The 14,015-nt window shown below is 69.1% G+C and carries 12 protein-coding genes; 6 read left to right on the top strand and 6 right to left on the bottom strand.

Features of this window, described 5'->3' with window-relative positions:
* Positions 1 to 80: 80 nt before the first annotated feature.
* Positions 81 to 1,010 (top strand): SMP-30/gluconolactonase/LRE family protein, encoded by a 930-nt coding sequence (locus O3I_RS35590; RefSeq protein ID WP_237748193.1) that lies wholly within the window; start codon positions 81 to 83, stop codon positions 1,008 to 1,010.
* 68 nt (positions 1,011 to 1,078) lie between these two features.
* Here O3I_RS35590 and O3I_RS35585 read toward each other — a convergent pair whose 3' ends face one another.
* A complete protein-coding gene (locus O3I_RS35585; protein WP_014987885.1) occupies positions 1,079 to 2,047 on the bottom strand; it encodes a helix-turn-helix transcriptional regulator in 969 nt (322 codons plus the stop codon).
* 92 nt (positions 2,048 to 2,139) lie between these two features.
* On the opposite strand from O3I_RS35585, the gene O3I_RS35580 reads away from it, so the two are divergent.
* Positions 2,140 to 3,282 (top strand): epoxide hydrolase family protein, encoded by a 1,143-nt coding sequence (locus O3I_RS35580; RefSeq protein WP_014987884.1) that lies wholly within the window; start codon positions 2,140 to 2,142, stop codon positions 3,280 to 3,282.
* Positions 3,283 to 3,289: 7 nt separating this feature from the next.
* On the opposite strand, the gene O3I_RS45785 is transcribed toward O3I_RS35580, so the two are convergent.
* On the bottom strand, positions 3,290 to 4,180 hold the full coding sequence (locus O3I_RS45785; protein WP_014987883.1) for a hypothetical protein: 891 nt from the start codon (positions 4,178 to 4,180) through the stop codon (positions 3,290 to 3,292).
* 241 nt (positions 4,181 to 4,421) lie between these two features.
* On the opposite strand from O3I_RS45785, the gene O3I_RS35570 reads away from it, so the two are divergent.
* The gene (locus O3I_RS35570) at positions 4,422 to 5,594 is read left to right on the top strand and encodes an acyl-CoA dehydrogenase family protein (RefSeq protein WP_014987882.1); all 1,173 of its coding nucleotides are present in this window, start codon (positions 4,422 to 4,424) and stop codon (positions 5,592 to 5,594) included.
* Positions 5,595 to 5,603: 9 nt separating this feature from the next.
* Positions 5,604 to 6,728 (top strand): acyl-CoA dehydrogenase family protein, encoded by a 1,125-nt coding sequence (locus tag O3I_RS35565; protein WP_014987881.1) that lies wholly within the window; start codon positions 5,604 to 5,606, stop codon positions 6,726 to 6,728.
* A 45-nt stretch (positions 6,729 to 6,773) separates the two neighbouring features.
* On the opposite strand, the gene O3I_RS45780 is transcribed toward O3I_RS35565, so the two are convergent.
* Entirely contained in the window at positions 6,774 to 7,298 is a 525-nt protein-coding gene (locus tag O3I_RS45780) for a hypothetical protein (protein ID WP_014987880.1), read from the bottom strand.
* A gap of 293 nt (positions 7,299 to 7,591) precedes the next feature.
* On the opposite strand from O3I_RS45780, the gene O3I_RS46685 reads away from it, so the two are divergent.
* Entirely contained in the window at positions 7,592 to 7,909 is a 318-nt protein-coding gene (locus O3I_RS46685) for a hypothetical protein (protein WP_237748192.1), read from the top strand.
* Between the two features lie 118 nt (positions 7,910 to 8,027).
* Complete coding sequence (locus O3I_RS43185) at positions 8,028 to 8,861, top strand: GNAT family N-acetyltransferase (RefSeq protein ID WP_014987878.1); 834 nt, start codon at positions 8,028 to 8,030, stop codon at positions 8,859 to 8,861.
* A 7-nt stretch (positions 8,862 to 8,868) separates the two neighbouring features.
* On the opposite strand, the gene O3I_RS35545 is transcribed toward O3I_RS43185, so the two are convergent.
* The 3 genes from O3I_RS35545 to O3I_RS35535 all read right to left on the bottom strand — a co-directional run bounded on the left by O3I_RS35545 (position 8,869) and on the right by O3I_RS35535 (position 13,958).
* Positions 8,869 to 10,566, bottom strand: a complete 1,698-nt coding sequence (locus O3I_RS35545) for a serine/threonine-protein kinase (RefSeq protein WP_014987877.1) — start codon at positions 10,564 to 10,566, stop codon at positions 8,869 to 8,871.
* A 62-nt stretch (positions 10,567 to 10,628) separates the two neighbouring features.
* Entirely contained in the window at positions 10,629 to 12,452 is a 1,824-nt protein-coding gene (locus O3I_RS35540) for a serine/threonine-protein kinase (RefSeq protein WP_014987876.1), read from the bottom strand.
* Between the two features lie 177 nt (positions 12,453 to 12,629).
* Positions 12,630 to 13,958, bottom strand: coding sequence for a serine/threonine-protein kinase (locus O3I_RS35535; RefSeq protein ID WP_014987875.1), 1,329 nt, complete (start codon positions 13,956 to 13,958; stop codon positions 12,630 to 12,632).
* Positions 13,959 to 14,015: the final 57 nt, after the last annotated feature.

The following is a 14,015-nucleotide window of genomic DNA, read 5'->3' as shown; positions in this document are numbered from 1 at the left end:
AGTTCATCAGGTATCGGCGGAGGGCGGGCTAGACTGCCTGCCGATTGTCGTATCGGTGCGGACAGAACCCGAGGTGCTCGTTGCGAAAACTACGTCGTTCAGGTGCGCTGTTGTGGCCCGCGGTGCTGGTCGCGCTGGCCGGTGGCATGCCGGTCGCGGCCGCCGAACCCGATGCCGCGGCGACCCCGATCGCCGCATGTGCGTCCGCGGCCGCCGTGACCGCGGTGCCCGCCGGACTGCCGATGCTGGATTGGTCGGAAAACGTCGGGTACGACACGGCGGGCAACCTGTGGGTGTCCCGGCCGTACCGCAACGTGGTGCAGCGTTATGACCCCACCGGCGCGCTGACCGCGACCGTCCCGGTGGAATTCCCGGGCGCCGTGCGCAGCGGCCCCGACGGGCTGCTCTACGTCGTCTACGGTGACAGCCCGACCAGCCTGGTCCGGCCCGGCGGTCTCGTCCGCTTCGATCCCACGGCCGCCGCGCCGAAGCCGGAGGTGTTCGTCTCGGGCCTGACCACGATGCCGAACGGCGCGGCCTTCGACGCGGAGGGCTACCTGTATGTGGGTGCGTCGATGTCCGGCGTGATCCGCATCCGCCCGGACGGCAGCATCGACACCGCGTGGACCGAGCAGGCGCCCAAGACGAGTGCCAACGGCGTCGTCGTGCACGACCGCACGCTGTATGTGACGTCGAACGGCGGACCGCTGGGCCGGATTCAGCGAGTTCCGATCGACGCCCCCGGCGAGGCGTCCGTGGTGGCCGACCTGTCCTCGCCGCTGCCCGCCATCCCGGATTTCGTGGACGATCTCCTGATCGATCGGGACGGCAACCTGCTGGTGACCACTCTCGGCGGCCAGTTGGTCCGGGTCGTGCCCGGCACCGGCGCCACCTGCGCCGTGCTCAGCGGCGAACCCCTCACCTCGGTGACCGCCATCCCCGGTGCGCCGGGCGAACTGATCGCGGGCACCGAGCGGGGCGCGGTGCTGCGCATCCAGCTGCCGGGCTGATCGGCCTACGCCGGGCGGCGATCCCGCGACCTGCGCAAAGTGGTTGTGTGCGAGCAGGATTCGCAGGGTCAGTCCGGTGCGCCGACCGCGCGGTGAATACGCCGCGCGGCGGCGTGGAGTGCGTGGCGCAGCTCGGGCGAATCGTGGACCTCGAAGTCGACGCCGAGTCCGATCAGGCGGTGGGCCAACCATTCCGGGGCATCGTCGCGCACGCCGTCGAGGCGGCAGCTGTGCTCGTCGAGGGCGATCAGTTCACCGGGGTCGTCGCCGAGCCGGCCCGCGATCCGGTGCAGGGGCGCTCGAACCGTGACCAATAGACGATAAGTCGGTGTGCCCCAATCGGTTCGGCGGCCCGCGACGTAGGCGCCGGGATCGGCGGCGGGCAGCTCCCGGGGAACGCAGCGGGCCGCGGTGGGCAGTGGATTCTCGATGCGGTCCACCCGGTAGACCCGCCAGTCGTCCCGGTCGAGGTCGTATCCGACCAGGTACCAGCGGTGCCGGGCCGGGGCCAATCCGGCCGGCTCGGCGTGCCTGCGGGTTTCCCGTCCCGCGGCATCGCGATACGTGAAACGCACTCGCTCCCGGTTGGTTACGGCGGCCGCCAACGCGGTCAGCACCTCGGGATCGACCGCCGGGCCGGAGTCGGCCGGTGCGGCCAGCGCGGTGCCGAGCACCCGGACGCGACGCCGCAGTTTCGCGGGCAGCACCTGCTCCAATTTGGTCAGCGCGCGCACCGAAGCCTCCTCGATGCCCGCGACCGCGTAACCGGCCGCGGCCCGCAGGCCCACCGCGATGGCGACCGCCTCGTCGTCCTCGATCAGCAAGGGCGGTAGCGCCGATCCTGCGACCAGGCGGTAGCCACCGGTCGCACCCATCGTCGCCTCGACCGGATAGCCGAGTTCGCGCAGCCGGTCGATATCGCGGCGCACCGTGCGATCGGTGACGCCCAAGCGTTCGGCGAGTTCGCTGCCCGGCCAGTCGCGCGGGGTTTGCAGCAGCGACAGCAAACGCAACAGCCGGGCGGGGGTGTCGTTCATGAATTCCAGAATTCCAGATAACTAGGACATAAATGGTCCTAGATGCCTCCTACCGTTGTTTTCGTTCGCACAACAGGCAAGGAGCACCCCCGATGACCGACAACATCGCCGTCCGCCCGTTCCGCATCGAGATCCCGCAGGCCGAGCTCGACGACCTGCGCGACCGGCTGGGCCGGGCCCGCTGGTCGGCGCAGCTGCCCGGCGCGGGCTGGCAGCGCGGCGTGCCCGTCGACTACCTGCGCGAGCTCGCCGAATACTGGCGTACCGAATTCGACTGGCGCGCACAGGAAGCGGCGTTGAACGAGTTTCCGCAGTTCGTCACCGAGATCGACGGTCTCGACGTGCATTTCGTGCACGTGCGCTCGCCCGAGCCGGACGCCGTGCCGCTGATCCTGACCCACGGCTGGCCCAATTCGTTCGTCGAATTCAGCAAGACCATCGACCTGCTCGCCGATCCGCGCAAGCACGGCCTCGATTCGGCGCAGGCGTTCCACGTCGTGGTCCCGTCGGTGCCGGGCTTCGCCTTCTCTGCTGCGCCGGTGGAACTCGGCATGACGCCGCAGCGGGTAGCCGAGATGTGGCTCGTGCTGATGGATCGACTGGGCTATCAGCGGTTCGGCGCGCAGGGCGGCGATCTCGGCGCGTATGTCGCACCGGAACTGGCCATCGCGGCGCCGGACCGGGTGATCGGCGTGCACCTCGACGGCGGCATCGGCATGCCGACCGCGGCCGACGTGCCGACCATGACGCCCGACGAGCGCGCCGAGTGGGAGCTGATGCAGCAGTGGATGACCGGGGTGAATCACCACGAGCTGCTGCACGCGGCGCCGCAGACCTTCGCACACGCGTGGACCGATTCCCCGGTCGGTCTACTGGCCTGGCTGATGCATAAGTTCAACGAGTTCACTCCGCTCGCCGACCTCGCGGAGGACGTCATCGAGCGCGATCACCTGCTGACCAACGTCAGCATCTACTGGTTCACCAACACCGCGGCCAGCTCTTCCTGGCCGATGTACAACGGCCTGGGCGAGAACGGATTCGCTTGGCCCAAGGGGCAGCGGGCGGTACCGACCGGGGTGTACGGCGGCGGGTCGGCGTTGATGCGGCGACTTGCCGAGCGGGACAACGACATCGCACACTGGCCGTCCGGCAACACCGGCAATCACTTTGTGGCGATGGAACTTCCGGAGATGCACACGGCCGACATCCGCGCCTTCTTCGCGAAGCTGCGGTAGGCCAGGATCAGTTGCCCGTGGTCGGCTTGCTGAACTCCCCGTGCACCGAGGTGCCCGCAGGCGGGGCCGGGGTGGTCGGCGCGACGGGCGCGGGGGCCGGTGCCGGGGCGGGCGCGGGTTCCGGCGCCGGGGCGGCGGGCAGCGGCGCGGGTGCGGGCTGCTGCGCGGTGGTCGGTGCGGGCTCGGGCGCCGGGCCCGTCACGGTGCCGTTCGGGCCGGGGGCGACCACACCGGGTGCGTTCGTGTCGGCCGGGTTGGCCGGATGACTCGCCGGCTGCTCCGGCACCATGAACGTGCCGACGGTCGGCGTCATCACGCAGTGCGCGCCCGGGTAGTCGATGATGCCCCACATCGAGGCGATGACGGTGCCGGGGCCGCTGCGCACGGTCTTGGACAGCGAGGGCAGCCCGTACTCGGTCAGGTCATCGAGCGGATCGATGCCGCTGGCGCCGTTGTTGATGTTCACCCAGGCCACGACGAGCCCGGAGGCCAACGGGATGCCGGAGTGCGCGGGGGTGGCGCTGAAGCGCAGCGTGCCCGGCGCGACGTTGAGGTCCTGGCTGTTGCCGGCGCCGTCGGTGCTCGCGGCCGCGATGATCGTGGTGATCGGGCCGAGGCTGCCGCAGCCGAAAGTCGGTGCGGCATAGGCGAACGGGGTGAACGCGCTGGTGATGTGGCGCAGTGCGGCCACGTCGACGAGCTTGGTGTACTGGGTGAGCGCGCCGACTCCGGCCTGCACGGCCGGATCGGGACCCGCGGTCTCGGTGAGGTGGGTGAGTCCGGCGTCGAGCGGCGTCGGTTCGGGCTCGGCGGCGGCGGGGCCGCCGAGGGTGAGCGCGGCGCCGATGCCGAGAGTGGTCACGGCCGCGGCGGCGCGTGTGATGGTCCTGCCGTTCACTCGTACTCCTCGATACCCAAGGCTCAGGGGTCCCCAACCCACGTGCAGCAACGTACCAGTTCGTCGGAAATATCGCCCAGGTAGCACCGCTGTTCACCTGCTCGCGAGGCGCCCGGCGTAACGGGTTGGCGGCAAAGCCGGAGGTGGCCGCGCGTGTCCCGGCGCTGTGATCCACTCGACAGTCGAGTATTACCGAGGGGTAGTTTGGACTCGGACGTACGAGACACAGACGGAGCTGCGTATGAAAATAAGCCTGTCCCCAGACGAGGTCGCCTTCCGCGACGAACTGCGAAACTTCTACCGCACCGAGATCCCCGCCGAAATCCGCGAACGGTTCAAGTACGGGCGCGAGCTGTCCCGCGACGACATCGTCCGCTCGCACAAGATCCTCAACGAGCACGGTCTCGCGGTGCCGAACTGGCCGGTCGAATGGGGTGGCAAGGACTGGACCCCGATGCAGCGCCACCTCTGGCAGGACGAGATGCAGCTCGCCTCGGTGCCGGACCCGCTGACCTTCAACGCGCAGATGGTCGGCCCGGTGATCGCGCACTTCGGTTCGCAGGAGCTCAAGCAGCGCTTCCTGCCCGCCACCGCGGCCCTGGACATCTGGTGGTGCCAAGGCTTCTCCGAACCCGACGCGGGCTCCGACCTGGCCTCGCTGCGCACCACCGCGGTGCGCGACGGCGACTCCTACATCGTGAACGGCCAGAAGATCTGGACCACGCTCGCGCAGTACGCGGACTGGATCTTCTGCCTGGTGCGCACCGATCCGAACGCCCCGAAGAAGCAGGCGGGCATCTCGTTCCTGCTCTTCGACGTGAAGTCGCCCGGCGTCACGATCCGCCCGATCAAGCTGATCGACGGCGGCTACGAGGTGAACGAGGTGTTCTTCGAGAACGTCCGGGTGCCGGCCGATCAGCTGGTCGGCGAGGAGAACATGGGCTGGACCTACGCCAAGTTCCTGCTCGGCAACGAGCGCACCGGCATCACCGGCGTCGGTCGCACCAAGGTGAAGATCGGCGTCGCGAAAGAATATGCGGCGCAGACCAAGTCGGGCAGCGGCACGCTACTGGAGGATCCGCTGTTCGCGGCCAGGGTCGCCGAACTGGAGAACGAGCTGCTCGCCCTGGAACTCACCCAGCTGCGCGTGGTCTCGAATTCCTCGGAGGGCAAGCCGAATCCGGCCTCGTCGGTGCTGAAACTGCGTGGCTCGGAGTTGCAGCAGGCGGCCACCGAACTGCTGCTCGACATCGCGGGCCCGGACGCACTGCCGGTCGACGCGGACGAGATCGCTTCGCCCGGTTGGGCGCAGCGCAGCGGCCCCGGCTATCTGAACTACCGCAAGACAACCATCTACGGAGGCTCCAGCGAGGTGCAGCGCACCATCATCGCCTCCACGATCCTCGGATTGTGAGGCGCCGCCATGGATTTCGATCTCACCGATGAACAGGGCATGCTGCGGGACACGGTCCGCGACCTGCTCGCCCGTAACTACGATCCGGAGACCAGGCTGAAGGTCACCGATACCGAGCTCGGCTGGAGCCGCGAAGTGTGGCGTCAGCTGGCCGAACTCGGTGTGCTCGGACTGAGTTTCACCGAGGAGGACGGCGGCGTCGGGGCCGGTCCGGTGGAGACCATGGTGGTGCTCGAGGAGGTGGGCCGCAGGCTCGCACCGGAGCCGATCCTGGACGCCGTGCTGGTGCCGGGCGGCCTGATCACCCTCGCGGGCAGCGCCGAACAGCGGCAGCGGTTGCTGCCGGAGGTCGCGGCGGGCAACAAGCTGCTCGCCTTCGCCCATGCCGAGCCCGGCGTCCGCTGGCCCGCCACCGAGCTCACCACCTCCGCTGCGGCACAGGGTGATTCGTACACGCTCACCGGCGTCAAGAATCCGGTCGCGCACGGTGACAGTGCGGACGAATTCGTGGTCAGCGCGCTGCTGCCCGGCGGCGAGACCGGGTTGTTCCTGGTCGACGCCGGTGCGACCGGGGTGACCCGCAAGTCCTACCGCACGGTGGACGGTCAGCGGGCCGCGCAGCTCGAGTTCGCCCAGGCGCCCGCCGAACTGCTCGGCACGGGTGACGCGGCCGCGGCGATCCGCACCGTGACCGTGCAGGCGCAGGCGAGCCTGTGCGCGGAATCGGTGGGTGCGATGGAAGAGGCGTTACGGCTTACCACCGATTACCTCAAGCAGCGCAAGCAGTTCGGGGTCACGCTGTCGAAGTTCCAGACGCTCACCCAGCGCGCGGCGAACATGTACGTCTCGCTGGAGCTCGCCCGCAGCATCAGCCTCTACGCCACCGCCGCGCTCGCGGACGGACAGAGCGATCCGCACGTGGCGTCGCGGGCAAGGCTGCAGGTGAGCCGCTCGGCGCGGCATATCGGCCAGGAGGCCATCCAGATGCACGGTGGTATCGGCGTCACCGCCGAATACCCGGTGGGCCACTACGTCGCCCGGCTGACCGCGATCGAACGCACGCTCGGCGGCGCGCTGGAGCACCTGCGGGTGCTGAGCGACAAGGTCGGCGAGTACTCGCAGCCGGAGCTGTGAACCCGTGCGGTGGTGCGTGATTCACGCACCACCGCACGAGGTGGCTCACTCGCCGTCGGGCAGGCCGGTCGATTCGTCGTGTGAATGTTCGGACGACGGATTGCCGCTCGGGCGCGGCCGGGTGGTCGTCGGCTCCGGCTCTTCCGTCGTCGTGGTCGCCCGGGGGCTGGTCGTGGTGGCCGGCCTGGTCGGACGGGTGGTGGGGGTTTCGGACGGTTCCTCGGCCGAGCTGGTGCTCGACGCGCCTTCGCGGGCGGGGTGGCTCGGATCCTCCGGGGTGGGTTCGCCGGTGGTCGTGGTGGCGAATCCGGTGAACGGCGTCGCGTGCGGGGCCTGATACGGGGCGATCTGCCAGGTCGGCGAGGGCGGGATCGAGATCTTCGGCGCGGTTACGCTCGGGCCTTCGTGCTGCGCGGCGGCCGCGACCACATTGGGATCCGACTGCAACGGCGGCGGCGCGACATAGGTGTCCTGCTTGCCGACTCCGCAGGCGCCGATGAGGACGAGTCCGAGAGAAACCGCTCCTACGGCAATCGCCGGACCTGCGATCTTGGTCCTGCTGCGCTCCATCGGTGACACTCCTGATGCGGTTCGAGTGGGCATCACCTTACTCGAGCGGGAACGGCCCGGCCAGGCGAAGCGGTCGCTGACGATGCGCCGGCGGGGCGCGTGTAAACGGTCCTCATTCAGATATCGAAATGGTCACTTCGGCGTGTCGTGGGCACGTGTCGCTGTCCTGTGGCCCGCTGTGGTCGTAGCGTGTGAGCAAAGTTACGCGTGAGACGCCTGTACCCAGATGAGAGAAGCGTTGTGTTGATGAACGCGGCATTGGTTCTCTGATCGGCGTCATCGAGGAGTAGATGATGGGAGCTTACTCGACAACGTCGCAGCGGGAGTCGTCCGCAGCCGCCAAGGATGCGGTGTCGGCTACTCCGCAGCATCTCGTGTCGGACAAGCCAGCGCGCTCGCTGTCCACGATTGTTTCGCGGGCGGTCGCCTGGTTCATCTTCGTCGGCGGACTCGTCGGGGCAGCCCTCGGCATCGCCGGCCTACACGTCGAAATCACCGTCGCCGGATTGATTCTCGCGTGCACCGCAGGGTTGGTCCTGCTCAAACTCCGTGCCGGCGGCGGCGACCCCGAATCGGTGGTCGCGGAACCGGTTGCCGCCGAAGGCGACTGACACCCGCGCCGACGCGACCCGGCCGTCGGGCGACCGGACGGTCGGTCGCCGGGCGGTAACTTGCTGGTCACCGAAAAATATGGGCGCCCAACGCTTTAGGCGCCTACCGTGGTGATCTATGCGGATCGAGATCACCACGGACGCGGCCGAGTTCCGCGCGCGCACCGAATCGTTCCTGCTCCGTGATCCCCTGCGGCACACCGTGATCACGTCGAGCGTCGCCGGCCATATCGCCGGTCTCGTGTCCGGCACGAGCACGCCGAGATTCCTTTCCTTACACGCCGAGGACGGCGCCGTGGCCGGGGTGGCCATGCGAGTCCAGGACCGCGACGTCTATCTGGGCGAACTGCCGCACAAGGGCGCGGGCGAGGTGGCCGACGCGCTGGCCGAGGTCGAGCCGGAAGCCGCGGGTGTGGAAGGTCTCGTCGGCGACGCGACCGAGTTCGCCGAGCGCTGGAGCGCCCGCTTCGACATCGGTTTCCACGAGTCCTATCGCGCACGGCTCTATCGGCTCGGGGTGTTGCGGGTGCCCGACGTGCCGGGGGCACTGCGCCGGGCCACCGAATCCGATACCGAGTTGTGCCTGGAATGGTCCGAGGCGATGTACGCCGACGGGGGGATGACCTGGTTGCCCACCGAATCCGACACCATCCGCCGTCGCGTCGGGGCGGGACAGCTCTGGTTCTGGGAACGTGACGGACAACCGGTAAGTCTTGCCGCCCATCAGATTCCGGTGTACAAGTGGTCGCGCATCGGCCTGGTCTACACGCCGTCCGCGCTACGCGGTCGCGGCTACGCGAGCGCCGTCACCGCGGGCCTCGCGCAAGACCTGCGCTCGGACGGACTCGATGTATGCCTGTTCGCCGACGTCGCCAACCGCACCGCGGGCAAGATCTACCAGGCGATCGGCTTCCATCCCACCCACGAATTCGTGCATCACACCTTCGGCTGAAGCAGGCTCAGGTCAACGGCGCGCGCGTCCACCAGTCCATGAATTCGGCGTCGGTGGCGATGAAACCGGCGCAGTACATCAGCATCGAGGCGCGCTGCGGGTCCGCGGCGAAATCCGTGACCATGCGCGGACGTTTGCTGCTGCTGTGCGGCAACGTGTAATTGGTGAACTCGCGGCCGTGATTGACGCCCGTGCTGCGCTCGTTCGCGGGCAGTCCGTCGAGCGCGGCGCGGGCCTCGGCCGGCGAGGCATACAGAAAGAAGGAGAAGATGGCTTTGTTCGGGCCGCCGAAGCAGCGCCACTTCACCAGCCAGTTGCCCAGCGGCGGGTCCTCGTCGTCCGCGGGCTCGGCGGCGGGATCCGAGGCGAAGCAACCCGCCTTGTTGTAGCCGGTTCCGGAATGCACCAGCTGCGTGGCGGTGGTTTTGGGCAGCATGCCGGGGAAGGCGTCACTGAGCGTCGAGGCGTACGCGCCGATCGCCGCTCGGTCGGTGGTGGGCGACGGGGTGGTGCTCGGCCGGGTCGGGGGCGCAGACGGTTTCGTCGTCGATGTGCTGTCCGCCGGGGAAACCGTGGTGGGGGCCGCGGTGCCGGGTGATCCGTTGTCGCGCAGCGCAACCACGGTGATCGTGGCGATCAAGCCGAGCGCGAGGAGCAGGCCGAGGCCCATCCCGAGCGACCGCGAACGGCGGGCCGGGGTCGCGGCGTGGTTGCCTATCGGCTGACGGGGTTGTGCGTGCGGCTGGTGCTGTGCGTGCGCCTGCGGCTGGTGCTGCGGGTATGGCTGCGCCTGCGCCGGGTGCTGTGGGTGTGGCTGGTGGTGCTGCGCCGGGGTCTGCGGTTGAGGACGCGAGAACGGTTGCGGCTGTGGGCGGTTCGGTGAGGGCTGGATCAATGCGTGCCCAGCGGCCGTGGCGAACGCGGTGCACGAGCCGAACCGATCCTCGGCGCGCTTGGCCATCGCCTGCGCCAGCACCGCGTCCAACGCCGATGGCAGACCGGGACGGAACCGGCTGACCGGCGGCGGTGGCGCCTGCAAGTGCCCCTGGATCACCGCGACCGGATTGGTGGCGTCGAACGGCACGGTGCCGGTCAGCAGCCGAAACAGCGTGCAGGCCAGTGAGTACTGGTCCGAACGATGATCGAGCAGCGCACCGGACAGCTGCTCGGGCGAGGCGTAAGCCAGTGTGGCGGTGAAGGTTCCGGTCTGGGTGAGCCGCCCGGTGTCGTCGCGGAAGCGCGCGATGCCGAAATCGGTGAGGAATACCCGGTCCAGCGCGTCGCCGGTGCCCTCCAGCAAGATGTTGGCGGGCTTCACATCTCGGTGCAACACACCACGGCTGTGCGCGAAGTCGAGCGCCTTCGCCGTCTCGGCGATGATCTGTACCGCACGCTCCGGCGCCAGCGTGGCGGCGTCCACCGCGGCGGCGTCGGTGCCGTCGATGTACTGCATCGAGATCCACAGCTGCTCGTCCTCGACGCCGCGGTCGAAGACGGTGACGATGTTCGGATGGTCCAGCCGGGCGACCAGATCCGCCTCCCGCTCGAAACGGGTTCGGATCTCCTTGTCGTGGAACACCTCCGGGTTCAGCACCTTCATCGCAATCAAACGCGGCAGGCGGGGATGGCGGGCCAGGTACACCGATCCCATGCCGCCCCGGCCGAGCAGGCGTTCGATGGTGTACCCGGCGAAGGTTTCTAGCATCGCGTAGCGATCCGATCAGGGGTGGTGGTCGGGCGACGGGTGAGCCCGATGCGCAGCATGGTTCAGTTCAGCGGTGCCGAGCGCCACCAGCGCAAGACCTCGTCGATGGTTCCGGAGCCATCGGTGAACATCAGGTACTGCGCGCGATCCGGGTCGCCGGTGAAGGCCGTGACGATCTTGGGGCCGCTCTCGTCGAATTTGTAGTTGGTATAGGACTGTCCACCGTTGGAGTCCATCGCCTTGGTGTTCGAGGGCAGCTTCGAGATCACCGCCTGCGCGTCGGCCGCGGACTTGTAGATATAGATCCGGTAGAGCGGATCGGAGTTGGTGCCGCCGCCGTAGCAGCGCCACTGCCAGGCCCATGCGCCGAAGTCCGGATCGCCCGCGCCCGGTGACGGGGTGTAGCTGGTGTCGGTCTCCCAGCATTTCGCGCCGTTGTAGCCGACCTCTTCGGTCGTGGACGCGGGGACCATGCGCGGGAACTCGGCGCTGATCGACTCCGCCGTCGCGTCGACGACGGTGCCGGGTTTCGTCGCGCTGGTCGTCGTGGTACCCGCGGTGGAACCGTCGTCGGTGACCGCCCCGATGATGCCGAGTACCACCAGGATCAGCACCACCACACCCACACTGATACCGATGATCAGGCCGGCGTTGGACTTCTTGCGCGGTGGGCCCGCGGGCGGGCGCGCGGCGATCCCCATCGGCGGTCCGGGCGGCGGGGCGAAGTTGTATCCCGGCTGCGGGCCCTGATGCTGCGGGCCCTGATACGGCGCGGTCGGTTGCGGATTGTGCCCCGTGCCCTGATATGGCGCGGTGGGTTGCGGGTTGGGCCCGGTGCCCTGCGGCCGGTCCGCCAGCGTGTGCGGCGGCGGTGTCGGGAAGGACTGGCCCGCAAGATGATTCGGGCCGCTGGTCTGCGGGGCGTGCGCGTGCTGATAGGGCTGGCCGGTCACCGGGATCGGCGGTGCGGTCGACGGGCGCGGGCCGGTCACCGGGATCGGTGGGGCGGTGTACGGGCGCGGTCCGCCGGCCAGCGGCATGGACGGCGCGCTCGGCGCGTTGAGTGCCTGCTTGGCGGCGGCCGCGAAATCGGCGCAGGTGGGGAACCGGTCGTCCGGGCGCTTGGCCATCGCCTTGGCCAGCACGCCGTCCAGGGCATACGGCAGGCCCTGCCGATGGGTGCTCAAAGCGGGTGCCGTGCCTTGCAGATGCCCCTGGATGACGGCCGCCGGATTGGTCGCTGCGAACGGGCCCGACCCGGTGAACAGCCAGAACAGCGAGCATGCCAGCGAATACTGATCGGAGCGGTGATCCAGCGCCGCCCCGGTGAGCTGTTCGGGCGAGGCGTAGGCCAGCGTGGCGGTGAAGGTGCCGGTCTGCGTCAGGTGGCCGGTGTCGTCACGGAACCGGGCGATGCCGAAGTCGGTGAGATAGACGCGTTCGCCGCGGCCGCTGCCGGAGCGGGCCAGCAGGATGTTCGCGGGTTTCACATCGCGGTGCAGGACGCCGATGCCGTGCGCATAATCCAGCGCGTCGGCGGTTTCCTTGATGATCTGCACGGCGCGCTGCGGCGGCAGGGCCTGCGGTTGCACCGACGCGGCGTCGATGCCGTCGATGAACTGCATCGAGATCCACAGCTGCTCGTCCTCGAGGCCGCGGTCGTACACCGTGACGATGTTCGGGTGATCGAGCTGGGCGACCAGATCCGCCTCCCGTTCGAACCGCGCCCGCACCTCCTTGTCGAAGAACATCTCCCGGTTCAGCAACTTCAACGCGGTCATCCGCGGTAGCCGAGGGTGTTTCGCCAGGTAGACCGAACCCATGCCACCGCGACCCAGTTGCCGCTCGATGACATAGCCGGCGAAAACGTCACCGCTGGCCAGCATGTCTGCTCCACTTCCCGCCGCGCGCCGGGACCCACCGGCGAACAGGCGTACAGCATAAGTACGCGCGATCAGGCACTGGCCGGACCACGGAAAACATCGAAACCATAGCAGTTGTCGCAGGACCGTCGGCTTTGCGGCGAAAGCCGGTCGGCACCAGCGATATTCGATAGCTGATCGCTATCGGCGGTGGCCGCGATTCCGGCGGCGGAGCCTGGGTGCGGCCCACCGAACCGGGCCGCCGCGGCAGGTCGGGCAGCTCGATCGTCCCGCGCCGGACCGACCGTCGCGGCGCCGGAAACCGCTGCGGGGGAACAGATCTCGGTACCTGCGGCGCACCCGCCCTCGACGCGCTGTTCCCGGACGGCGGCTGCTCGCCTGATGCGCGATCGGATCGTTCCCCGGCCGTCCCGGCGATCGGTGTCGTCGCCGGAGGTCGCGGCGGCGACGGGGGACTCGGCGGCGACTGTGGGTGTCGCTCCGGCGCGCGCGGAGGGAAGGCCGCGGGCGTCGCCGGCCCGTTCGGTGGCGCGCCGGCGGTCCGGTCCGAGTGCATCGGCTGCTGCCGGGTGGGCGCGATGTGCTGCGGGTGTAGAGGAGACGACCATGCTGCGGCGTGCGGGGGTGCCGCGTGGGCCGGGGTCCGTTGTGCGGGTAGGGCGGCTGGCGGCGCGGCGCGGCGGTGAGGGCGTGCTTGGCCGCGGCGGCGAACTCGGCGCAGCTCGGGTAGCGGTCGGCGGGGTGTTTGGCGAGGGCGCGGGCGAGTACGCGGTCGAGGGCGGGCGGCAGGCCGGGGCGGACGCGGCTCAGCGTCGGCACCGGGGCGTGCAAGTGGCTGTTCACGACCGCGGCCGGGTTGGTGCCGGGATAGGGCGGTGCGCCGGTGAGCATCCAGAACAGCGTGCACGCGAGCGAATATTGATCGGCGCGGTCGTCGAGCGGCCTGCCGATCAACTGTTCCGGCGCACCGAACGCCAGCGTCGCAGTGATCGAACCCGACGAGCCCAGCGTGGTGTCACTGCCGCGGACGCTCGCGATCCCGAAATCGGTGAGCAGCACCCGTTCGGGCTGTCCGATCGGCGCCTTGGCCAGCAGGATGTTGGCCGGTTTCACGTCGCGGTGCAGCACCCGATTGGCGTGCGCGAAATCCAGCGCGTTCGCGGTGTCGGCGACGATCTGCACGGCGCGTCCCGGGTCGAGCACGTTCACGTCGGCGCACGAGGCGTCCGCGCCCGGCACGTACTGCATGGAGATCCACAGCTGCTCATCCTGCGCCCCGCGGTCGAATACCGTGACGATGTTCGGGTGATCGAGTCCGGCCGCGAGGTCGGCTTCGCGCTCGAACCGCCGCCGGATCTCCAACTCGGTGTACAGCTCGCGTTTCAATAGCTTGAGGGCGGTCAGCCGAGGTAGCCGCGGATGCTGTGCCAGGTAGACGGTGCCCATACCGCCTTGGCCGAGGACACGTCTGATGACATAGCCGGCGAAGACTTCGCCAGTCTGCAACACGGGTGTGCACCCCCTGGTCGGGTCGAGCGCGCGGATACTACCGATGTATCTCGCCGG

The sequence above is a fragment of the Nocardia brasiliensis ATCC 700358 genome (assembly GCF_000250675.2).
Lineage (GTDB): Bacteria > Actinomycetota > Actinomycetes > Mycobacteriales > Mycobacteriaceae > Nocardia > Nocardia brasiliensis_B.
The sequence above is the reverse complement of the archived record's forward strand: the minus strand, read 5'-3'. Positions and strand labels throughout refer to the sequence as shown.